Source organism: Saccharopolyspora sp. NPDC002686 (assembly GCF_040295745.1).
GTDB classification, from domain to species: Bacteria; Actinomycetota; Actinomycetes; order Mycobacteriales; family Pseudonocardiaceae; genus Saccharopolyspora; species Saccharopolyspora oryzae.
Genome location: NZ_JBEOVY010000111.1, coordinates 1 through 20,549, shown reverse-complemented (window position 1 = coordinate 20,549; position 20,549 = coordinate 1). Strand labels below are relative to the sequence as shown.

The following is a 20,549-nucleotide window of genomic DNA, read 5'->3' as shown; positions in this document are numbered from 1 at the left end:
GGAGTCCGGAACCACCGCTGCACGGCATTCGCCGAGCTCGCTGAGGTGCGCCTGCTTCGCCTCAACACCTGCTCCCGCGCGCCCTGCCAGCCGAAGACGAAGCTGCCCGAGGTGCACGCCCAGATCACCGACTGCACGCCGCAGTCCAGCAGCTCGCGGGCCCCTTCGGCGAGCACCTCCTCCGAGCCGATGTCCAGCAGCGCGTCCACCCGGTGGGCGTCCTCGCGCATGAGGGTGTGCACCAGCGGGAGGCGGACGTCGTCGCCGAGCAGGCGTTCGAGGGTGGGGTAGTCGTCTTCGGCGCTGTAGCCGGGGTAGAGAATTCCTGCGGTGTGCGGCACCGGGTGCTCCATCCTTCGTCGACGTCGGATTGCCACCGCCGCGAACCTTCAGGCGACCGGTCGATTGTTGACAATGTTACCGCACGGTTCGCCGCGGACATGTGGTCGTGATTCGATCTTTACGCGGCAGGCACGTCCACTGCCTGCATCAACCGCTGCTCGGGCGCCACCGCCTGCAGGCCCATCGCGCGGAGCGCGGCCCAGACGGTGACCTGGTTCGCGGTCAGCACCGGCTTGCCCAGCTCCTGCTCGAGCGGGCCGATGATGTCGTAGGTGGGCAGGTTGGTGCAGCTGATGAACATCGCCTCGGCTTCGGGCCGGTCGGCCGAGCGCACGATCTCCACCACCTGCCGGTAGTCGACCTTCCAGATCTGGCCGAGCAGGCCCAGCCCCATGCTCGCCACCACCTCGATGCCGTACTCGTCGAGGAAGTCGCCCAGCCGGTCGGTCACGGCGGCCACGTAGGGCGTGGCCACCGCGATCCGACCGATGCCCAGCAGCTGCAGGGCCTGCACCAGCGCACCCGAGGCGGTCACCGCGGCCGGAGCGCCGGCCTGCTGCATCACCTCGACCAGCGTGCGCTCACCGGTGGCGCCGTTGACGAAGCTGCCCGAGGTGCAGGCGTAGGCCACCACTTCCGGCTCCGGGGTCAGCAGGTCGCGGGTCGCACCGTGCACCGCTGCCTCGTCCGAGACCAGGTTGGCCTGCTCGACGGTCACCGGCACCGGCACGAACGCGGTGCGCGTCAGGTACAGCGACACCTCCGCTGGGGTCCACCGCCACAGCTCGCGGTCCAGCGCCAGGTCGAACGGAGCGATCACCCCCACGCCGCGCTGCGGCGGCGGACCGGGCACCGACCCGAGGAAGTCAGGCGGCATATCGGCGCTCCCGTCAACCCTCGTAGCGGTCGTAGCGAAGGGTCTCGCCGATGCTGCCCGAGCGCCAGACGTCGTTGCACGCCTCGGCCATCCGGTCCAGCCCCTCGACGATGGTGGCGTAGACGTTGCCCGGCACCCAGCCGACATCGCCGTTGAGCAGAAGGTTGTTGCGCCCGTAGAAGATCGCCAGGTCGATCACGCCCGGCAGCTCGTGGATGTTCTTCTCCTCCTTGAACGCGCGGTCGAGCATGCCGCCGGGGAAGGAGAAGTAGACGACGTCGCCGGGGATCGGGGTGACCGTGGGGTTCTCCTGACCGGGCTCGTCAGCGGCGAACCGCGGCACCATCGTGTAGATCTCGTTGCGCGCGTACTTGGCGTGGTGCACCGGCCCGACCTGCGGGAGCGCTTGCCACACCGCTTCGCAGGTCCGGGGCGCGTCCTTGTCCAGCAGTTCGGCCACGCAGGACACGCCGCGCTTTTCCAGCGTGATGGACAGGTACCTGGGCATAGGGATCTTCCGTTCGCAAGGAGTGGGGACTTTTGACTCATCTCCTCCGGCCCCACCTCCCCCGGTGACCGGGTCGGGTGGAATCACCTCGTCCGCCGAGGATTACCCGTGGATTGTTGACAATCCTACGAGCGCTTCCTAGCGTGTCAATGCCTCCAGCCGTGTGTGTTTTCCCAGGCTGGGGCGGGAAATTCCGAGTTGACGCGCCACGCCCGCACCGCGTCGCAACCGGCGACCGGCCCCGACGAGCCATAAGGTCGGCACATGATCAACCGCACCCCCACCGTCGTGGCCCTGCACGGCGGAACTCCACCCGCCGAGCTCGAGCGCATCAGCACCTGCGCCGAACTCCGCTACGCCGAAGCCGAGGAGCTGCCCACCGCCGTGGTCGGCGCGGACGTGCTGTTCGTCTGGGACTTCCGCTCCGGGGCGATCCCCGAGGCCTGGCCGCACGCCGATGCGCTGCGCTGGATCCACTCCTCCAGCGCCGGGGTGGACCGCCTGCTGTTCCCCGAACTGCGCGACTCCGACGTCGTGCTGACCAACTCCCGCGGCGTCTTCGACCGCCCCATGGCCGAGTACGTGCTGGGCACCGTGCTGACCTTCGCCAAGGACATGCACACCACGCTGCGCCTGCAGGACCGAAAGCAGTGGCAGCACCGCGTCACCGAACGCATCGCGGGCAAGAGCGCGCTGGTGGTGGGCACCGGACCGATCGGGCGAGCCATCGCCCGCCAGCTCACCGCGGCGGGCATGCGCGTCTCCGGCGCCGGACGGATCGGCCGCTCCGGCGACCCGGACTTCGGCGACGTGCACGCCTCCAGCGATCTGCCGCACGTCATCGGCGCTTTCGACTACATCGTGCTGGCCGCACCGCTGACCGAGCAGACCAAGGGACTGGTCGACGCCGAAGCCCTCGCCCACTGCCGCCCCAGCGCGCGGCTGATCAACGTCGCCCGCGGGGAACTCGTCGTGGAGAGCGACCTCGTCGCCGCCCTGCAGACCGGGCAGCTCGCCGGCGCCGCGCTCGACGTCTTCGAAGCCGAACCGCTGCCGGAGAGCTCGCCGCTGTGGGAGATGCCCAACGTGCTCATCTCCCCGCACATGTCCGGCGACACCGTCGGCTGGGTCGACGAGCTCGTCGACCTGTTCATCACCAACGTGCGCGCCTACACCGAAGGGGCGCAGCTGAGCAACGTCGTGGACAAGCAGCGGGGATACATCAGCGGAACGGAGAACTGAATTGGCCGACACCCAGCCCGCCGACCTCACGGCTCCCGAACTGCTCGCCGCCTACGCCAGCGGCCAGCTGTCCCCGGTGGAAGCCACCGAGGCCGTCCTGCACCGCATCACCGAGGCCGATCCCGCCGTCAACGCCTACTGCCTGGTCGACCGCGACCGGGCGCTGCAGCAGGCCCTCGCCTCCGAACAGCGCTGGCAGCGCGGTGAACCCGCGGGGCGGCTGGACGGGGTGCCCACCTCGATCAAGGACATCTTCCTCACCGAGGGCTGGCCGACGCTGCGCGGCTCCCGCACCATCGACCCCGACCAGCAGTGGAACGTCGACGCACCGACCGTGGCCCGGCTGCGCGAGCACAACGCCGTGTTCGTCGGCAAGACCACGACCCCGGAACTGGCGTGGAAGGGCGTCACCGACAGCCCGCTGGCCGGCATCACCCGCAACCCGTGGAACCCCGCGCTCACCGCCGGCGGCTCCAGCGGCGGTGCCGCAGCCGCCGTCGCGCTGGGCATGGCGCCGCTGGCCATCGGCACCGACGGCGGCGGATCCGTGCGCATCCCCGCGTCGTTCTGCGGGATCGTCGCGCTCAAGGCCACCTACGGCCGCATCCCCCACTACCCCGCCAGTCCCTACGGAACCCTCGCGCACGCCGGGCCGATGACCACCACCGTCACCGAGACCGCGCTGATGCTCGACGTGCTCTCCGAGCCCGACGTCCGCGACTGGTCCGCGCTGGAACCGCCCGCCGCGTCCTTCGTGGACGGTCTGGACTCCGGCGTGCGCGGGATGCGCATCGCGGTGAGCCTCGACCTGGGTTTCGGCACCGAGGTGCACCCGGAGATCGCCCGGGCCGTCACCGAGGCCGCGCGGACCTTCGAAGAGCTCGGTGCCGTGGTGGAGCAGGCCGACCCGGGGATCACCGATCCGGTGGACGACTTCCACGTCCTGTGGTTCGCCGGCGCCGCCAAGTCGGTCGAGCACCTCAGCGCCGAGCAACGCGAACTGCTCGACCCGGGTCTGCACGAGATCTGCCAGCAGGGGCTGACCTACTCGGCCCAGGACTACCTGGAGGCCACCAACACGCGCATGCTGCTCGGGCAGCGCATGGGCGCCTTCCACCAGACCTACGACCTGCTGCTGACGCCGACCGTGCCGATCCCCCCGTTCGAAGCGGGCTGCGAGGTGCCGCCCGGTTCCACCGAATCTCGTTGGACGAGCTGGACACCGTTCACCTACCCGTTCAACATGACCCAGCAGCCCGCCGTGAGCATCCCTTGTGGACGGACCGGTGACGGGTTGCCGATCGGGCTGCAGATCGTGGGTCCGCGCCACGCCGACGCGACCATCCTGCGCGCTGCGCGTGCGTTCGAGCAGGCCCGCCCCTGGCAGCGCCCCACTCCTCCGTGAAGCAGCACCGAGCACGTTGAAGGGCGCCTTCGACTTCGAAGGCGCCCTTCGCTCATGCGAGGGTCAGCGTCGTGACGACGCCGAGGGCCGTCACCAGCAGCGTCGAACAGGCACCGAGGACGAAGGCCTTGGGCCCGTTGCGCAGCAACGCCTTGATGCGGACGCCGAACCCGAGCGCGAACAGCGCACCGGTCAGCAGCACCGTCGTCAGCTGCTTGGCCCCGTCGAGCACCGCCTCCGGCAGCACACCCGTGGTTCGCACCGCCACCGCGACCAGGAATCCGAGCACGAACAGCGGCATGATCGGCGGACGCTTGCCGCCACCGACGTGGCGCCGCCGCTCCAGCAGGCTGACCAGCGCCACCATCGGCGCCAGCAGCACCACCCGGCTGAGCTTGACCACCACCGCGATCGCCACCGCCGCCGCGCCCACCGGCGAAGCCGCCGCGACCACCTGCGCCACCTCGTGCACGCTGCCACCGGCAATCCGCCCGACCTGCTCGGCCGAGAGCCCCCAGGCCTCGAACAGCACCGGAAGCCCGAGCATCGAGATCGTCCCGAACACCGTCACCATCGCCACGCTGGTGGCCACGTCCTCGTCATCGCGCTCGACCACGCTCTCCATCGCCGCCACCGCCGACGCCCCGCAGATCGAGAACCCGGTCGCCACCAGCATCGACAGGCCCCGCGAGATCCCCAGCAGCCGGCCGAGCAGCAACGTGCCCGCGAAGGTCAACGCCACGATCAGCAGCACCGACACCACGGTGCCCGCGCCCAGCCCGAGCACCTGCGTCACCGACAACTGCAATCCCAGCAGCACCACTCCGCTGCGCAGCAGCTTCTTGGTCGACCAGGCGACTCCGGCACGCGCCGACGCCGGGAACCCCGGCACATTGCCCGCCACGATGCCCAGCACCACCGCCACCGTCAGCGCGCTGACCGCCGGGAGCAAGCCCGCGATCACCATCGACACCACGATCGCCACGGCCGTCACGACGAGTCCAGGCCACAACGCCACCAGACCTGCTCGCGCAGGGTTCAACGTCTTCGTCACGACTGCAAGGTTCGCTGTCCGCAGCGCCGCGCAGTAGCCGTGATCTGCACAGGACGTCATAACCAGATGGAATGCCCAACCCGCAGGGGAACGGCACCCGGCTCCCAAACACCCGTGCCAGTACCTACCCTGAAGGAATGACCCCGCCCGATCCCGAATCGCTGCGACTGCTCGTGCTGGTCGGCGACCTCGGCAGCATCGGCGCCGCCGCGGCCGAGCTGCAGGTCAGCCAACCCTCGGCCAGCAAGCGGCTGAGCCGCCTCGAACGCCAACTCGGCCTACCGCTGGTGCAGCGCACCCGCCAGGGCTGCACGCTCACCGCCGCCGGGGTCATGGTCTGCGACTGGGCCAAGCAGGTCCTCGCCCACGTCGACGGGCTGATGAACGGCGTCCGAGCACTGCGAGCCCAGCAGCAAGCCACCCTGCGCGTCGCGGCCAGCATGACCATCGCCGAGTACCTGGTCCCCCGCTGGCTCAGCCGACTGCGCGTCGCACTGCCCGACGTGCACGTCGAACTCGACGTCGCCAACTCGGTCGCCGTCGCCGAAGCGGTCCGCCACGGCGGAGCCGAACTCGGGTTCATCGAATCCCCGACCCCGCCCGACGGCGTCTCGGTCCGCTTCGTCACCCGCGACCGGATGGCCGTCGTCGCCCCGCCCGAACACCCCTGGACCCGGCTGCGCCGACCGCTGACCGCCACCGAACTGGCCGCCACCCCGCTGATCGTGCGCGAACACGGCTCCGGCACCCGCGAAACCCTCTACCGCGCCCTCGCCGAAGTCGGCGCCGACCCGGTGTCCCCGCTGCTCGAACTGCGCTCCACCACCGCCGTGCGCAACTCCGTCGTCGCAGGCGCCGGCCCAGCGGTGCTCAGCGTCCTGGCGGTGGCCACCGACCTGGCCGAACACCGCCTGGTCGAGATCCCGGTCGCCGACCTCGACCTGCGCCGACCCCTGCACGCCGTCTGGCGAGCAGGCCTGCACCTCACCGGCTCCGCCGCAGCCCTGCTCGCCATCGCCACCCGCACCGAGGACTGACCTGATCAGTCCTCGTCCCAGGCGGACATGACGTGCTTGATCCGGCTGTACTCCTCGAGGCCGTAGCGGCCGAAGTCGCGGGCCGAGGCCGAATGCTTGAAGCCGCTGTGCGGCATCTCCGTCGCCAGCGGGTGGTGGGTGTTGATCCACACCGTGCCCGCCTGCAGACCTCGCGACACCCGCATCGCCCGCGCGTGATCGCGCGTCCACACGCTGGCCACCAGCCCGTAGCGCACCCCGTTGGCCAGCTCCACCGCTTCCTGATCCGTCTCGAAGCGCTGCACCGTGAGAACCGGGCCCAGGACCTCGTTCTGCACCAGCTCGTCGTCCTGCTCCACCCCGGCGACCACCGTCGCCTCGTGGAAGAACCCCCGCTCCCCCTTGCGACCACCACCGGCCAGCACCTGCGCGTGCTCGGGAAGCCTCGCCAAGTGCGCCTGCACCAGCTCCAGCTGCCCGAGGCTGTTCAGCGGGCCGAACGCGGCGTCGGGATCCTGCGGCGGCCCTGGACGCATCGCCTCGGCCCACCGCACCAGCTCCGCCACCAGCTCCTCGTACACGCCCGGACCGGCCAGGACGCGGCTCGCCGCGGTGCAGCTCTGCCCGGCGTTGCCGAACGCCGCCAGCGCGATCTTCCGCGCCGCCCGGGCCACGTCGGCGTCGTCGAACACCACCGCCGGGGCCTTGCCGCCCAGCTGGAGGTGCGCGCGCTTGAGGTCGGCAGCAGCGGAACCCGCGACCTCCATGCCCGAACGCACCGTGCCGGTGATCGAGAACATCCCCGGCACCTCGTGCGCCACCATCGCCCGGCCGCTGTCGCGATCGCCGCAGATCAGGTTGAGCACACCCGGCGGCAGCTGCTCCCCCGCGATCTCGGCCAGCAACGCCGAGCTGACCGGAGTGGTCTCCGCCGGCTTGAGAACCACGGTGTTGCCCGCGGCCAGCGCCGGAGCGAACTTCGCCGCCGCCAGCAGCAGCGGATGCGTCCAGGACGTGACCTGCGCGCACACCCCGATCGGCTCGCGGCGGGAGAACGAGGTCATCCCCGGCTGGTACTCACCACCGGCCCCGTCCTCCTGCACGCGCGCCGCTCCGGCGTAGAAGCGGATCAGGTCCACCGCCATCGGCAGCTCGTCGTCGAGCACCGCCGACCAGGGCTTGCCGGTGTTGCGGCACTCCGCCAGCACCAGCTCCTCGGCGCGGTCCTCCACCGCGTCGGCGACTTCCAGCAACAACTGCTGCCGGCGCCGCGGTGTGGTCGACGACCAGGACTCGAACGCCGACGCCGCCACCGACATCGCCGCGTCCACGTCCATCCAGCGGGTCAGCGGGCTGCTGCCGTACTCCTCGCCGGTGCTCGGGTCGACCAGCGGCAAGGTCTCCCCCGCCAGCGTCTGCGCGGGTTCCCCGCCGACGAAGTTGTGCAGTTCCAGCGCTGCGGTCAAGGACAACCTCCATCGCTGGGTCGGCCGCCGTTGGCCGACCGGGTGGCCACGTCCGCCGCCCGACCCTATCCGCACAACCGCACCGGCCGCGCACAACGCCGCTCCCGCGAGCGCGTCGAAGTCCGCGAGATCAGGCCGCCGAGGTGCGGTCGCGCAGCCACCACTGCGCGAAGGTGCCCAGCGCCACCAGCGCCAGCACCGGCAGGAACGCCCAGCGGTAGGCCTGCGCCGCGGGCAGGAAGGACACGAGCTGCAGCACCACGCCCACCAGCAGCTGGATCATCACCGACGCGCTGAAACCGCCCATGTTGACCACGCCCGAGGCCGTCCCCGAGCGGTGCTCGGCGTTGGCCATCCGCGCTCCGTCGAAGGCCAGCATCGCCGAACCGCCACCGACGCCGATGACCACCAGCGCGACCACCAGAAGCGGCATCGGCAGCACGCCGGGCCAGAGCACGAGCAGCGCCCACACCGCCGCGACCGCGCAGGACAGGCCGAAGCTGAACCGGTCGCGCCGCCCCGGGCGCCCCGAGACGAACTGGCCCGCGAACCAGGACCCCGCGATGAAGCCCACCACGCTGATCAGCAGCAACGTCCCGACCTCCGCCTGGCCGTGCCCCTGCGACTCGGTCAGCCACGGACCGCCCCACAGCGTGGTGATCGCGACGAACTGCGCCATCAGCACGAAGTGCACCCAGAAGGAGTGCTTGGTGCCCCGCTGCGCGACGACGTGGCGCAGGGTGTGCCCGATCCGCTCCCGCTCCGGCGCCGGCTCGCTCGGGACCACGGCGTGACCAGGCCGATCGCGGATCGCCAGCCCGGCGATCAGCGCCAGCGCCGCGGTCAGCGCCGCCGCCCCGGCGAAGGTGGGCACCCAGCCGAGGCTGTGCAGCGCCAGCCCCAGCGGCAGCGTGGAGACCACCTGGCCCAGACCGCCGGCCAGACCGGTGATCGCCGCGACCTTGCCGTACCGGTGCGGCGGGAACCAGTGCGCGGCCAGCCGCAGCACGTTGGTGAACATGAACGCGTCGCCGAAGCCGATCAGCATCCGACCGGCGATGCCGCCGACGATCGAGCCGCTCACCGCGAACACCGCCGACCCCAGGGCCAGCGCCACCATGCCGCCGGTGATCACCTTCCGCGGCCCCAACCGGTCGGCCAGCAGCCCGGACGGCACCTGCAGCACCAGGTAGATGCCCAGCTGGAGGGCCGCGAACACCGACAGCATCGCGGGACCGATGTCGAAGCGCTGCATCGTTTCCGGCGAGGCCACGCCGAGGCTGGCGCGGTGGAACAGCGCCGCGCAGTAGCAGATCGCGCCGATCCCCCACACCAACCACGCCTTGCGCGATGAGGTGCCGTGATCGGCCCGCGTTTCGGCGGGAGGCGGGGCGGTGACCGTGCCGGACAACTGGAAACTCCTCTCGGGGAAAACTTGTATTCACCTTAGATACAAGATGGGTGGAAGTACGATGACCTCGTGTCGAGCGCAACACCACGCGAAGCCGTGTCCTCCGCCACTGCGACCTCGGGCAACCGCCCCGAGGCGCCCGCCGCCGACCGCGCCTACCAGCACGTCAAGGCCGGTCTCCTGGACGGCAGCTACCCGGACGGCGAGCTGCTGTCCGAGGGCGAGGTGGCCGGCGCGCTGCAGATGTCCCGCACGCCGGTGCGCGAGGCCTTCCTGCGCCTGCAGACCGAGGGATTCCTCCGCCTCTACCCCAAGCGTGGTGCTCTCGTCGTGCCGGTGACGGCCGCCGAAGCCCACGCCGTGGTGGAAGCCCGCCTGGCCCTGGAGAGCTTCGCCATCGACAAGCTCGCCATGCAGGGCTCCGAGGCGATGACGGCCGTCGGCGAACAGCTCGCCGAGCACCCGGCCTGCGACACCGACGAGCTCAGCGACGCCGACATGCACGAAGCCGACCGCGCCTTCCACGCCGCGCTGGTCGCCGCGGCGGGCAACCCGGTGGTCGCGGACCTCTACAACGCACTGCGCGACAAGCAGATGCGCATCACCGCCACGGCCCGCACCCACACCGTCCGCCCCCGGATCACCCACCAGCACGCCCAGGTAGCAGCAGCGCTGCGGGACGGCGATGCGGAGCTGGCCAAGTCCCGGCTGCGCGAGCACCTGCTCGGCACGGTCCGCGCCTTCGGGATCGCCGGCGGCCGCTACCTCGATCCCGACTCCGCCCTCTGAAGCTGCTTTTCCCGCATCGGCACGCTTGGGGCTGCCGCGTTGGGCATTAACTTCAGTCAACACTGAAGTAATCAATGCAATCAAACCGCTTTGCCCGCGTTTCCCACCACAGGCCCGGTGCCGACCCCCTAGCCTCGGGGTGTGACTCCGTCGCAGTTCGTCAAGTCGACGCCACCACCCCGGCTACGAGCGCTGATCAGCGACATCAGCGGGTACCGGGTGCACTCCGCGCCCGGCGTGCACCGCGGGCTCCCCTCCTCGGACCTGACGCTGATCATCACGCTGGACGAGACCGTGGACGTCAGCTTCGAGTCCGGTCCCCAGGTCTCCTACACCGCGCTCGTCGGCGGGTTGCACAGCAAGCCCACGCAGGTCGAGCACGGCGAGCTCCAGCACGGCATCCAGCTCGGCCTCACCCCGCTCGGCGCCCGCGCTCTGCTCGGAGTGCCCGCCGGGGAGCTCGCCGACACCGGCATCCACCTGTCCGACGTGCTCGGCCCCACCGCCGCCGAACTCACCGAGCGGCTGCGTTCGGCGACCACCTGGAGCGACCGCTTCGACCTCCTCTGCGGCGAACTCGACCGGCTCACCTCCCCCGCTGCCCTGCCCTCGGCCGAACTCGGCTGGATCTGGCGGCGGATGGCCGAAACAGACGGGCACGTCCCCGTCTCCGCCCTGGCCGATGAAGTCGGCTGGAGCCGCCAGCACCTCGGCGCGCGGTTCCGCCGCGAGTTCGGCCTCTCCCCCAAGCTGCTCGGCCGCGTCATGCGCTTCCAGAGCGCACGCCGCCACCTCATCGCGGGAAATCCGGCCGGCCTCGCCGACCTCGCCGCCGACTGCGGGTACTCCGACCAGGCCCACTTCAACCGGGACTGGCGGGAGTTCACCGGGGTGACCCCATCGCAGTGGATCGCCGAGGAGCTTCCATTCGTCCAAGGCGCGACGCACCTCGGCGACGCATCCTCGGGGCATGACGACGAACACGACGCGAACCGCGATCTGGCCCCTGGTCCCCTACCTCGACAAGAAAGCGGGCATCCGCTTCCTGGTCGAGGCGTTCGGCTTCGAAGAAGCCCTGATCGTTCCCGGTGACGACGGCCAGATCGTGCACGCCGAGCTCCGCTGGCCGCACGGCGGCGGCATCATGATCGGCACCTGCGACCCGGAAAGCCCGTTCGCCCAGCAGAAGGGCTCGGCCAGCAACTACGTGGTCACCGACGAGCCCGACGCGCTGTACGAGCGCGCCCTGGCCGCCGGCGCCGAATCACTCTACGCGCCCCAGGACCAGGACTACGGGTCGCGCGACTTCGTGGTCCGCGACCCCGAGGGCAACATCTGGAGCTTCGGGACCTACCCGGGAACCTGAAGACCCCGGAAACGAGTTGAGGGCGCCCGCTCCGGAAGCGGACGCCCTCAACGAACTCTGCTAGCTCAGCTGGATTCCTCCGGCGGTGCGATCTGGCCGCCGAGCGTCGGGCTCGGCACCTCCTTGCGCGCCACCGCCTCGGCGGCGCGGACCGCCTCGGCGACCTCCGGAGTGGTGGAGGTGTCGAACCAGGACTTGACCGACTCCTCTTCCTCCTCCGGCACCGAAGCCGGCGGCTCCTCCTTCGGCGGCTCGTAGCGGAAGACGCCGTCGTCGCCGGGCGCACCGAGCATCTTCGCGAAGCCCTCGAGGGACTTGCCGAACTCGCTGGGCACCACCCACACCTTGTTCGAGTCGCCCTGCGCCATCTGAGGCAGCGTCTGCAGGTACTGGTAGGCCAGCAGCTCCGGCGTCGGCTTGCCGCGCTTGACCGCCGCGAAGACCTTCTCGATCGCCTTCGCCTGGCCCTGCGCCTGCAGGTAGCGGCTGGCCCGCTCACCCTGCGCCCGCAGGATGCTGGACTGCCGGTCCGCCTCGGCGGACAGGATCGCCGCCTGCTTCTGGCCCTCGGCCGCCAGGATCGCCGCCTGCTTCTGCCCCTCAGCGGTCTTGATCGACGACTCCCGAGCACCCTCGGCGTTGAGGATCATCGCGCGCTTCTCCCGGTCCGCGCGCATCTGCTTCTCCATCGAGTCCTGGATCGACGGCGGCGGATCGATGGCCTTCAGCTCGACCCGGGCGACCCGGATGCCCCACCGTCCGGTCTCCTGGTCCAGCACCCCGCGCAGCTGCGTGTTGATCGCGTCGCGGGAGGTCAGCGTCTCCTCCAGGCTCATCGCGCCGACCACGTTGCGCAACGTGGTGGTGGTCAACTGCTCGACCGCGACGATGTAGTTGGAGATCTCGTAGACCGCCGAGCGCGAGTCGGTGACCTGGAAGTACACCACGGTGTCGATCGACACCGTCAGGTTGTCCTGGGTGATCACCGGCTGCGGCGGGAACGACACGACCTGCTCGCGCAGGTCGATTCGGGCCCGGACCCGGTCCAGGAACGGCACCAGGAAGTTCAGCCCCGGCTCGGCCACCGAGCGGAACTTGCCGAGGCGCTCGATCACGGCCGACTGGGCCTGCGGCACCACCATCACCGACTTCACGGCGATGATCAGCACCAGCAGCACCACGACCACCAGCACGATAAGTCCGCTAGTCAACTCCACCCTCATTTCCTCACGGCTCGGCCGACACCACTGCCGTCGCCCCCGCGATCTCCATCACGGTGACCGTCTGACCTGCCTCGATGACCTGCGTCTCGTCCATCGCCCGCGCCGACCACAGCGCACCGTCGATGCGCACCTGCCCACCATGGACGTCCACAGTGGATTCTGCCACTGCTCGCTTGCCCACGAGTGCGTCCACATTGGTCTTGATCTCCAGGGGGTGGTGCAGCCGCCGCTTCAGCGCGGGTCGCGCGATGAAGATCAACCCCAGTCCCAGAACCGCGAAGACCACAGCGTCCACCGGCAGCGGAGCGCCCAGCGCGGACGAGCCGGCGGCGCCCAGCGCCGCGGCGCCGAGCATCACCAGGACGAACTCGCCGGAGAGGACCTCAGCGGCGACGAGCAGCACCCCGGCGATCAACCACAGCAACGCGGGCGTCATACCCCCATGGTGGCAGACCGACCAGGACCGCGAGGCCAGATGCCCTGGGCGTGATCAACGTGTGACTTCGTCCGGTTCAGCGCCCGGGCGAATCCACCGTCACGAAGTCGATGAGCTGCTCCACCGCGGCCAGCAGCGGCGCCTCGACATCGCGGAACCCCGACACCGCGGCCAGCACCCGGCGCCACCCGTCGGCCGGTTCTCCCCAGCCCAGCCGCGCGCACACGCCCTGCTTCCAGTCGGTGCCGCGCGGCACCTCCGGCCAGGCCGGGATGCCCACGGCCTGCGGCTTGACCGCTTCCCAGATATCCACGAACGGGTGACCGGTGACGAGCACGTGCGGATCGTCGATGCCCTCGACCAGCCGGGACTCCTTGCTGCCCGCCACCAGGTGGTCGACCAGGACACCCACCCGGCGCCCCGACTCGGGACCGAACTCGGCGAGCAGACCGGGCAGGTCGTCCACGCCGTGCAACGGCTCCACGACGACGCCCTCGACCCGCAGGTCGTGGCCCCAGATCCGCTCCACCAGCTCGGCGTCGTGCAGGCCCTCCACCCAGATCCGGCTGCCGCGAGCCGTGCGCGCCCGCAGTCCTTCGACGCGCACCGAACCCGACGCCGACCGGGTGGGCTTGCTCCGCACCGCCGCAGGCACCGGCACCAGCGTCGCCGGTTTGCCCTCGAAGAGGAACGCCGCCGGGCGCAACGGGAACAGCCGCTGCTTGCCGTGGCGGTCCTCGAGCACCACGTTGCCCTTCTCCACCCGCAGCACCGCCCCGCAGAACCCGCTGGCGGGGTCTTCGACCACCAGGCCGGGTTCGGCGGGGATCTCGGGCACCTTCTTGCGCCGCGGGCCCGCGAGGACGTCCTTGCCGTAGTCAAACGAACGCACGAGGTGTGACCGTAATCCGATCGGTCGATCCTCGGGGTGCGGCGCGCCGCACCGAGCAGATCACACTCGCCCTCCCCCCGACGCGGAATCCGCGACCGGGTCCGTACCCTTTCTCGACGTGCCTTGCCCAAGCGCCACGATGGTTGTCTGGACGTCCGCCTGGCTGCACGGTGCAGCCGCCTCCGACGACGTGCTCGACGCCCTGCAGACCTGGGCCGAATCCCAGGAGATCCGCGCCGCCGACGAAGACCTGGCCGCGCGCCTGGAACTCCCCGGCCCGCACGACACCCCCGCCGGTCCCGCGCTGCTGCTGGCCGCGCTGCGCAGAGCGGGCGCGACCAACGGCGAGCTGGTGCTGCCGGTTCCCGGCGATGCCCGCGGACTGGGCGGATCGAACCCGTTCGCGAAGCTGGCCATGCGCACCGGTGAAGCCGTCGTGCTGCCCGAAGCCGGTCTGGGGCTGGTCCCGGAACGCATCGCCGAAGGGATCCTGCGCTGGACGGTGTTCGCCATCGGCGAGCTGCCGCCGGCCGAGCACCTGCCGATCGGCGAAGCCGAGCACGGCATGGCCTCGGCGATGCGCGAAGCCGCCACCGCGCTGATCGAACTCGGTGTCGCCAAGCAACGTCCGGGCGTGCGCGAGGAGATCGCCGCGACCGTCGCGTCCCGGCCGGCGCCCGACTGGCCCGAGGACGTGCCGCAGCGCACCCTGCGGATCCTGCAGCGCGCCGCCGAGGTCGAAGCGATCCTGTGGGTGGCCACCGACGACGCCCCCGGCGGCGCCCTGTCCGCCTCGGCGATCCGCGCCCGCACCGACGCGCTGCGCCCGCTGTTCGACGCGGTCCGCGCCGCACGCCGCGCCTCGGTCGCCGAGATGGTCCGCGTGCTCGCCGACCGCACCACGCAGTCCTGAAACCAGAAGGGGCGCTTCCCACCGATCAGCTCGGCGGGAAGCGCCCCTCTTCGTTCAGGTGGTCTCAGACCAGGAACGAGAACAGCGGGGAGCCTGGTGAGACCTGCTCGATCTGCAGCGGGGACTCCTTCATCCGGCGGAGCAGGCCTTCCAGCTCGTCTGCGCGGTCGAGCTCGATGCCCACCAGGGCCGGGCCGGTTTCGCGGTTGTTCTTCTTGACGTACTCGAAGGCCACGATGTCCTGGCCGTCGTCGAGCACGTCGTCCAGGAAGTGCCGCAGCGCGCCCGGCTCCTGCGGGAAGGTCACCAGGAAGTAGTGCCGCAGCCCCTCGTGCACCAGGGAGCGCTCCACGACCTCCCCGTAACGGCTCAGGTCGTTGTTGCCGCCCGAGACGACGCACACCACCGGTCCCTGCACGGGACGCTCCAGCGGCTGCCGGGCCGCTGCGCTGGCCAGCGCGCCAGCGGGCTCGGCGATGATGCCGTCGGTCTGGTACAGGTCGATCATCTCGGTGCACACCGCGCCTTCGGGCACCGCCACGATCTCGTCGACCAGCTCGCGCACCACGCGGTAGCTCAACTCACCGACGCGCCCGACCGCGGCACCGTCGACGAACGTGTCCACCTCGGGCAGCGCGATCGGCCCGCCGTTGTCCAGCGCGGCGCGCATGCTCGCGGCCCCGGCAGGCTCGGCGCCGACCACCCGGACCTCCGGGAAGTGCTCCTTGAGCCACAGCACGACGCCCGCCAGCAACCCACCGCCGCCGACCGGGACGAAGACCGTGTCCACCGGACCGACGTGCTGCTCGGCGATCTCGAGGCCGACGGTGCCCTGCCCGGCGATCGTGCGCGGGTCGTCGAACGGGTGCACGTAGACGGCACCGGTGCGCTCGCTGTCCTCCCGGGACGCCACGCTGGCCTCGTCGAAGGAGCTGCCGACGATCATCGGCTCCACCCACTCGCCCCCGATCTCGGCGATCCGGCGGCGCTTCTGGCGGGGCGTGTTGGCCGGGAGGTACACCCGGCCCTTGATCTGCAGCTCGCGGCAGGCGAAGGCCAAGCCCTGCGCGTGGTTGCCCGCGCTCGCGCACACCACGCCGCGCTCGCGCTCCTCGGCGCTGAGCGAGGAGATCAGGTTGTAGGCACCTCGCACCTTGTACGAGCGGCAGACCTGCATGTCCTCGCGCTTGAAGCGCACCGGTACACCGAGCTCGCCGGTAAGGCGGCCGCTGGTCTCCAACGGCGTGCGCCGGACCACCTGTCGTAGGCGGGTACCGGCTCGGAAGATCGCTGCGGGACTCAACTCTTCGGCCACTTCACGATACTAAAGGCGCAGGTGGCTGCGGATGCGCTCGGGTGCTTCCCCACCACGGAGCGCGCACACTGGGCGAAAGGTGCCGAGGGAGCGGTTCGATGGTCAGCAGCAGGTCCGTCGTGGTGGGCGTCGACGGTTCGCCGTCGTCGGCGCAGGCAGTGCTGTGGGCAGGCTCCGAAGCGGCGCACCCGCTGCACCTGGTGCTGGTCAACGACCACCCAGCACGCGCGGCACGTTGCGAGAAGACCGTCGGCGAGCTGGCCGAACGCTGCCGACGAGCACATCCCGGGCTGCTCGTCACCGAAGAAGTCGTCGCCGGCCACCCGGCTCAGGAGCTGGTTCGCCGCAGCGACGACGCGCCGCTGCTGGTCGTCGGTTCGCACGGCCACGGCGTGTTCCGGGACGTGCTGCTCGGCGGGATCAGCACCTCCGTGGCCGCGCACGCCCGCTGCCCGGTCGTGGTGGTGCGCGGCACTCCGCGGACGACCGGACCGGTCGTCGTCGGGGTCGACGACTCACCTGGAAGCCGAACAGCACTGCGACACGCCTTCGACTTCGCGGCCCGCCGGCACGAGCGGCTCGTCGCGGTGCAGGCGCTGCCGGACGCCTACTTCACCGCCGGCGTCTACCCCCGGCTGGATCCACAGGAGATCCGCACCCGCGCCGACCTGCACCTGGCCGAGCAGCTCGCCGGGTGGTGCGCCGAGCACCCCGACGTCGCGGTGCACCGCGACGTGGCCAACCAGCACCCGGTCGCCGCCCTGTGCGCGGCCGCCGAGGACGCCCAGCTGCTGGTCGTGGGGCATCGCGGACGCGGTGGCTTCGCCGGTCTGATGCTCGGTTCGGTCGCCAACGGCGTCTTGCACCACTCCCCGTGCCCGGTCGCCGTGGTCCGCACCGCCGAACAGCGCTGACGCATCACTCCGGGGGTTGCTGCCGCCAGACCGCCTTGTAGCGCTCGGCGGCGTCGGCATCGCGCTGCCTGCGCACCGCTGAGGCGTGGCCGGGCGGGAAGCCGTAGCGGACCAGCCGCGAATCGACGCTGTCCACCGAGTTGGTCAGCACGATGCGGGCCACCACGAGCAGGCCGAGCAGCAGCGCTCCGGCCGCGATCGGCCACGCCCCGCCGAACACGCCCAACGCGACGAACAGCACCGCGCCCAGCGGAACGATCGGGATCAGCCCGCGGACCAGGACCCGCAGCACCCACGTCCGGCAGGTGGCGTCGTGCAGCACCCAATCGCGGTACCGCTCGGGAAGCCTGCCGCCGAGCTGGTAGTACAACCACCGCGCGGGGCCCGGACGTTCGATGGACACCCGCACAGCCTACGTCCCGCCGCCACCACGATGAACCCTAGCTCGCTCCACTGTGGACATGCGTGGCCCCGGACGAGGCCTTCCGCGCCCTCGTTCGACGTGGCACCATCGCGCGGTCGATCGAGCCGGCCACTGGGGTCGGCGCGGGGAGCGCGGGGAGAAGGATCTGCCGCATGTTCAACGTCGAAGCAGTCCGGTTGGCCGGGTCCGACATCGAACTACCCAGGATGATCCCGATCGAGCAGCGGTTCGCCGCAACGGCCGTCGAGGATCTGGAAGGCACCATCCGCAGCCAGGTCACCGAGCACGACAGCACCAACCCGGTCAGCGGCAAGCGGATCGCGATCACCGCGGGCAGCCGCGGCATCGCCCAGCTCGACCGCATCGTCGCCACCCTGGTCGACGCGCTCGTCAGCTGCGGGGCCAAGCCGTTCGTGGTGCCCGCGATGGGCAGCCACGGCGGCGGTACCGCGGACGGGCAGCGGCAGGTGCTGGCCGAGTACGGGATCACCGAGGAGAGCATCGGTGCGCCGATCGTCTCGTCCATGGAGACCGTCGTGGTCACCGAACTCCCGGACGGCACGCCCGTGCACTTCGACGCCGAGGCAGCCCGCGCCGACGGGGTCGTCGTGCTCGGCCGCGTCAAGCCGCACACCGACTTCCGCGGCACGCACGAGAGCGGGCTGGCCAAGATGATCGCCATCGGGCTCGGCAAGCACCGCGGCGCGGCCGCCCTGCACCGGCACGGCTTCGAGGCGTTCCACTCCCTCATCCCCGCCGTGGCCGAGGCAGCGCTCCAGGTGGTTCCGATCGAGTTCGGAATGGCCGTGGTGGAGAACGCCTATGAGCGGGTGGCCCGCCTAGAGCTGGTCCGGCCCGGCGAGCTGCTGGAGCGCGAAGCGGAACTGCTCGTCGAGGCCAAGCAGCTGATGCCGAAGCTGCTGATGTCCGACATCGACGTGCTGGTGGTCGATGAGATCGGCAAGGACATCAGCGGCGCCGGCATGGACCCCAACATCACCGGCCGCTCCCCGGTCAGCCCCGAGCAGTTCCGCGCCGTGCCGATCAAGCGGGTCGTCGTGCTGGGGCTGACCGAGCACACCAACGGCAACGCGTGCGGCCTGGGCCTGGCCGACGTGACCACCCAGCGCTGCGTGGACCAGATCGAGTTCGGGTCGTTCTACACCAACTCGCTGACCTCCGGCGTGCCCGACGGCGCGCGGATCCCGATGGCGCTGGCCGACGACCGCGACGCGATCACCGCCGCGCTGCACATGTCGCGCGGCCCCCACGACCGCCCGGCGAAGGTCGTGCGCATCCGCAACACCCTGTCGATGCCGCACGTCGAGGTCTCCGAGGCGTACGCGCAGGAGGTCGCCGACCACCCCGACCTGACGGCGCTCGGCGAGCCGCACGACTGGGATTTCGACGCCACCGGAACCCTCCGCCCCCTGCCTTGATCCAGGCGGGTTCTTCCGCCCTTCGGCCCGCCCATCGCCGGGTCGTCAGATAATTTCGATTGACACTGAAATAACAGATTCGACAGATCTAATGAAGCCGGGGCACCACTTCGGTCCCGCGTGCAGCGGTGGCGGAACTAAAATCGGTGTCTCCCCAGCGCGAAGGCGAGGACCGCCATGCAGCCTCCCCTGACCACAGATCGCTTGATCGTGCGCGACTGGAGCTCCAGCGACGCCGACGTGCAGGCAGCACTGGCGCTCTACGGCCGCCCCGAGGTGACCGAGTGGCTCACCCCGGTCGTCTCCAGCGTCGCCGACCTGGCCGCGATGCGCGCCGTGGTGCACTCCTGGACCGAGTCGCAGCCCAACCTGGTCCCGCCGACCGGGCGGTGGGCGATGCAGCGTCGGTCCGACGACGTGGTGGTCGGCGGACTGGTGCTGCGGATGCTGCCGCCCTACGACCACGACCTCGAGCTGACCTGGCAGCTGCGCCCCGAGGCGTGGGGCTTCGGCTACGCGACCGAGGCGGCGATCGCGCTGCTGCACTGGGCGTTCAGCTTCGACATCGACGCGGTGTTCGCGCTGGCCCGCCCGGACAACGCGCGAGCGATCTCCACCGCGCAGCGCATCGGCATGGAGTGGGTCGGCGAGACGACCAAGTACTACGACACCGCGCTGCAGGTCTACCGCATCCGGCAAGGCGACCTGCCCGACGCTCCCCCGGCCTGATCGACCACTTCTCGGCCGACCGGATTCCACTGTGGATCGCGGTGATGATCACCGTGCGTCGCGAAACCGGCCCGTATCGGATGATCTGCCCTCAGCTCCGATGAGTGAGATCCTGGAACGGGTCTTCTACGCCCGCACCACCTGGACCCACTCCGCCGGAGGGACCTTGCCGCCCCAGACCAGGACGACCAACCGCCCCGCTCCCCCGCGTCGACCGAACCGCCCCCGACCGAACACCGGTGGGCGCGTGGCGGTGACGCTGTTGTCGGTGCTGGTGCTGGTGGTCACCGGGTACGGGTGGAGCAACTACCGGAACCTGCTCAACGGGATGGCCACCAGCGACGTCACCGACGGCGCCGGGGCCGACGGAGCCACCGACATCCTGCTGGTCGGCATGGACAGCCGAACCGACGCGCACGGCAACCCGCTGCCCGACGACGTGCTCCGCGAGCTGCACGCCGGGGCAAACGACGGGGCGCTGACGGACACGATCATCCTGCTGCACATCCCCAACGACGGGTCCAGCGCATCGGCGTTCTCCTTCCCCCGCGACTCCTACGTGCAGATCCCCGGCCAAGGCCGGCACAAGATCAATTCCGCGTACTCCCGCGGCAAGGAGTCCGCGATCGCCTCCGAGACCCGGCGCGGCGTCACCGACCGGTCGCAGCTGGAGCGCGACGGCGACGACGCCGGGCGCAAGCTGCTGGTGCGCACCGTCGAACAGCTGACCGGGGTGTCGGTCGACCACTACGCCGAGGTCAACCTGCTCGGCTTCTCGCGCATCACCC

Annotated in this window: 21 protein-coding genes and 1 pseudogene; 11 read left to right on the top strand and 11 right to left on the bottom strand. The window is 70.7% G+C overall.

The window, feature by feature from the left end; all coding sequences use genetic code 11:
- From ABTZ89_RS16855 to ABTZ89_RS16845, 3 genes and pseudogenes are all read right to left on the bottom strand, one after another.
- Positions 1 to 341, bottom strand: a pseudogene (locus ABTZ89_RS16855) (hypothetical protein); the annotation flags it as partial.
- 119 nt (positions 342 to 460) lie between these two features.
- Positions 461 to 1,219, bottom strand: a complete 759-nt coding sequence (locus ABTZ89_RS16850; protein WP_351045453.1) for a maleate cis-trans isomerase family protein — start codon at positions 1,217 to 1,219, stop codon at positions 461 to 463.
- A 13-nt stretch (positions 1,220 to 1,232) separates the two neighbouring features.
- Positions 1,233 to 1,727 carry a DUF3830 family protein gene (locus ABTZ89_RS16845; protein ID WP_270953884.1) on the bottom strand — a complete coding sequence of 165 codons (495 nt, stop codon included), beginning with the start codon at positions 1,725 to 1,727 and terminating at the stop codon, positions 1,233 to 1,235.
- A gap of 264 nt (positions 1,728 to 1,991) precedes the next feature.
- On the opposite strand from ABTZ89_RS16845, the gene ABTZ89_RS16840 reads away from it, so the two are divergent.
- Both ABTZ89_RS16840 and ABTZ89_RS16835 read left to right on the top strand, forming a co-directional pair.
- On the top strand, positions 1,992 to 2,969 hold the full coding sequence (locus tag ABTZ89_RS16840; protein ID WP_351045450.1) for a D-2-hydroxyacid dehydrogenase: 978 nt from the start codon (positions 1,992 to 1,994) through the stop codon (positions 2,967 to 2,969).
- Position 2,970: 1 nt separating this feature from the next.
- A complete protein-coding gene (locus tag ABTZ89_RS16835; RefSeq protein WP_270953882.1) occupies positions 2,971 to 4,374 on the top strand; it encodes an amidase in 1,404 nt (467 codons plus the stop codon).
- Positions 4,375 to 4,426: 52 nt separating this feature from the next.
- On the opposite strand, the gene ABTZ89_RS16830 is transcribed toward ABTZ89_RS16835, so the two are convergent.
- Positions 4,427 to 5,341, bottom strand: a complete 915-nt coding sequence (locus tag ABTZ89_RS16830; RefSeq protein WP_270953891.1) for a YeiH family protein — start codon at positions 5,339 to 5,341, stop codon at positions 4,427 to 4,429.
- A gap of 224 nt (positions 5,342 to 5,565) precedes the next feature.
- Here ABTZ89_RS16830 and ABTZ89_RS16825 point away from each other — a divergent pair, with 224 nt between their 5' ends.
- Positions 5,566 to 6,465, top strand: a complete 900-nt coding sequence (locus tag ABTZ89_RS16825; protein WP_270953881.1) for a LysR family transcriptional regulator — start codon at positions 5,566 to 5,568, stop codon at positions 6,463 to 6,465.
- A gap of 5 nt (positions 6,466 to 6,470) precedes the next feature.
- Here ABTZ89_RS16825 and ABTZ89_RS16820 read toward each other — a convergent pair whose 3' ends face one another.
- Complete coding sequence (locus ABTZ89_RS16820) at positions 6,471 to 7,910, bottom strand: aldehyde dehydrogenase family protein (protein ID WP_270953880.1); 1,440 nt, start codon at positions 7,908 to 7,910, stop codon at positions 6,471 to 6,473.
- Between the two features lie 130 nt (positions 7,911 to 8,040).
- Positions 8,041 to 9,321: an MFS transporter gene (locus ABTZ89_RS16815; RefSeq protein ID WP_351045446.1), complete on the bottom strand. Its 1,281-nt coding sequence runs from the start codon at positions 9,319 to 9,321 to the stop codon at positions 8,041 to 8,043.
- Between the two features lie 69 nt (positions 9,322 to 9,390).
- Here ABTZ89_RS16815 and ABTZ89_RS16810 point away from each other — a divergent pair, with 69 nt between their 5' ends.
- From ABTZ89_RS16810 to ABTZ89_RS16800, 3 genes are all read left to right on the top strand, one after another.
- A complete protein-coding gene (locus ABTZ89_RS16810; protein WP_270953878.1) occupies positions 9,391 to 10,110 on the top strand; it encodes a GntR family transcriptional regulator in 720 nt (239 codons plus the stop codon).
- Between the two features lie 141 nt (positions 10,111 to 10,251).
- Positions 10,252 to 11,202, top strand: a complete 951-nt coding sequence (locus ABTZ89_RS16805; protein ID WP_351045442.1) for an AraC family transcriptional regulator — start codon at positions 10,252 to 10,254, stop codon at positions 11,200 to 11,202.
- On the top strand, positions 11,108 to 11,476 hold the full coding sequence (locus ABTZ89_RS16800; RefSeq protein WP_270953890.1) for a VOC family protein: 369 nt from the start codon (positions 11,108 to 11,110) through the stop codon (positions 11,474 to 11,476). The genes ABTZ89_RS16805 and ABTZ89_RS16800 overlap by 95 nt, the downstream gene beginning before the upstream one ends.
- Positions 11,477 to 11,541: 65 nt before the next feature.
- Here ABTZ89_RS16800 and ABTZ89_RS16795 read toward each other — a convergent pair whose 3' ends face one another.
- From ABTZ89_RS16795 to ABTZ89_RS16785, 3 genes are all read right to left on the bottom strand, one after another.
- Entirely contained in the window at positions 11,542 to 12,618 is a 1,077-nt protein-coding gene (locus ABTZ89_RS16795) for an SPFH domain-containing protein (protein ID WP_408641973.1), read from the bottom strand.
- 85 nt (positions 12,619 to 12,703) lie between these two features.
- Positions 12,704 to 13,135: an NfeD family protein gene (locus ABTZ89_RS16790; RefSeq protein ID WP_270953875.1), complete on the bottom strand. Its 432-nt coding sequence runs from the start codon at positions 13,133 to 13,135 to the stop codon at positions 12,704 to 12,706.
- 76 nt (positions 13,136 to 13,211) lie between these two features.
- Positions 13,212 to 14,027, bottom strand: a complete 816-nt coding sequence (locus ABTZ89_RS16785; RefSeq protein WP_351045439.1) for a DUF3097 domain-containing protein — start codon at positions 14,025 to 14,027, stop codon at positions 13,212 to 13,214.
- Between the two features lie 139 nt (positions 14,028 to 14,166).
- Between ABTZ89_RS16785 and ABTZ89_RS16780 the strand changes: the two genes are divergently transcribed.
- The gene (locus ABTZ89_RS16780; protein ID WP_270953889.1) at positions 14,167 to 14,940 is read left to right on the top strand and encodes an Rv1486c family protein; all 774 of its coding nucleotides are present in this window, start codon (positions 14,167 to 14,169) and stop codon (positions 14,938 to 14,940) included.
- A 64-nt stretch (positions 14,941 to 15,004) separates the two neighbouring features.
- Here the strand turns inward: ABTZ89_RS16780 and ilvA are convergent, their stop codons facing one another.
- Entirely contained in the window at positions 15,005 to 16,255 is a 1,251-nt protein-coding gene (ilvA, locus tag ABTZ89_RS16775) for a threonine ammonia-lyase IlvA (RefSeq protein ID WP_351045435.1), read from the bottom strand.
- Between the two features lie 98 nt (positions 16,256 to 16,353).
- Between ilvA and ABTZ89_RS16770 the strand changes: the two genes are divergently transcribed.
- A complete protein-coding gene (locus tag ABTZ89_RS16770; RefSeq protein ID WP_351045433.1) occupies positions 16,354 to 17,169 on the top strand; it encodes a universal stress protein in 816 nt (271 codons plus the stop codon).
- Positions 17,170 to 17,173: 4 nt separating this feature from the next.
- Here ABTZ89_RS16770 and ABTZ89_RS16765 read toward each other — a convergent pair whose 3' ends face one another.
- Complete coding sequence (locus ABTZ89_RS16765; RefSeq protein ID WP_270953783.1) at positions 17,174 to 17,572, bottom strand: DUF5313 family protein; 399 nt, start codon at positions 17,570 to 17,572, stop codon at positions 17,174 to 17,176.
- Positions 17,573 to 17,745: 173 nt separating this feature from the next.
- On the opposite strand from ABTZ89_RS16765, the gene ABTZ89_RS16760 reads away from it, so the two are divergent.
- The 3 genes from ABTZ89_RS16760 to ABTZ89_RS16750 all read left to right on the top strand — a co-directional run.
- Entirely contained in the window at positions 17,746 to 19,032 is a 1,287-nt protein-coding gene (locus ABTZ89_RS16760; protein ID WP_351045430.1) for a nickel pincer cofactor-dependent isomerase, group 22, read from the top strand.
- Between the two features lie 177 nt (positions 19,033 to 19,209).
- The gene (locus ABTZ89_RS16755) at positions 19,210 to 19,761 is read left to right on the top strand and encodes a GNAT family N-acetyltransferase (RefSeq protein WP_351045428.1); all 552 of its coding nucleotides are present in this window, start codon (positions 19,210 to 19,212) and stop codon (positions 19,759 to 19,761) included.
- 100 nt (positions 19,762 to 19,861) lie between these two features.
- A partial coding sequence (locus tag ABTZ89_RS16750) for an LCP family protein (RefSeq protein WP_351045425.1) occupies positions 19,862 to 20,549 on the top strand: 688 nt, incomplete at its 3' end.

Excerpts from the sequence above, each read along its gene's own strand:
- ABTZ89_RS16755 (WP_351045428.1), top strand. The coding sequence starts at position 19,210 with ATGCAGCCTCCCCTGACCACAGATCGCTTGATCGTGCGCGACTGGAGC.
- ABTZ89_RS16850 (WP_351045453.1), bottom strand. The coding sequence starts at position 1,219 with ATGCCGCCTGACTTCCTCGGGTCGGTGCCCGGTCCGCCGCCGCAGCGC.
- ABTZ89_RS16845 (WP_270953884.1), bottom strand. The coding sequence starts at position 1,727 with ATGCCCAGGTACCTGTCCATCACGCTGGAAAAGCGCGGCGTGTCCTGC.
- ABTZ89_RS16780 (WP_270953889.1), top strand. The coding sequence starts at position 14,167 with ATGGTTGTCTGGACGTCCGCCTGGCTGCACGGTGCAGCCGCCTCCGAC.
- ABTZ89_RS16795 (WP_408641973.1), bottom strand. The coding sequence starts at position 12,618 with ATGGTGGTGCCGCAGGCCCAGTCGGCCGTGATCGAGCGCCTCGGCAAG.
- ABTZ89_RS16790 (WP_270953875.1), bottom strand. The coding sequence starts at position 13,135 with ATGACGCCCGCGTTGCTGTGGTTGATCGCCGGGGTGCTGCTCGTCGCC.
- ABTZ89_RS16825 (WP_270953881.1), top strand. The coding sequence starts at position 5,566 with ATGACCCCGCCCGATCCCGAATCGCTGCGACTGCTCGTGCTGGTCGGC.
- ABTZ89_RS16770 (WP_351045433.1), top strand. The coding sequence starts at position 16,354 with ATGGTCAGCAGCAGGTCCGTCGTGGTGGGCGTCGACGGTTCGCCGTCG.
- ABTZ89_RS16760 (WP_351045430.1), top strand. The coding sequence starts at position 17,746 with ATGTTCAACGTCGAAGCAGTCCGGTTGGCCGGGTCCGACATCGAACTA.
- ABTZ89_RS16840 (WP_351045450.1), top strand. The coding sequence starts at position 1,992 with ATGATCAACCGCACCCCCACCGTCGTGGCCCTGCACGGCGGAACTCCA.
- ABTZ89_RS16830 (WP_270953891.1), bottom strand. The coding sequence starts at position 5,341 with ATGGTGATCGCGGGCTTGCTCCCGGCGGTCAGCGCGCTGACGGTGGCG.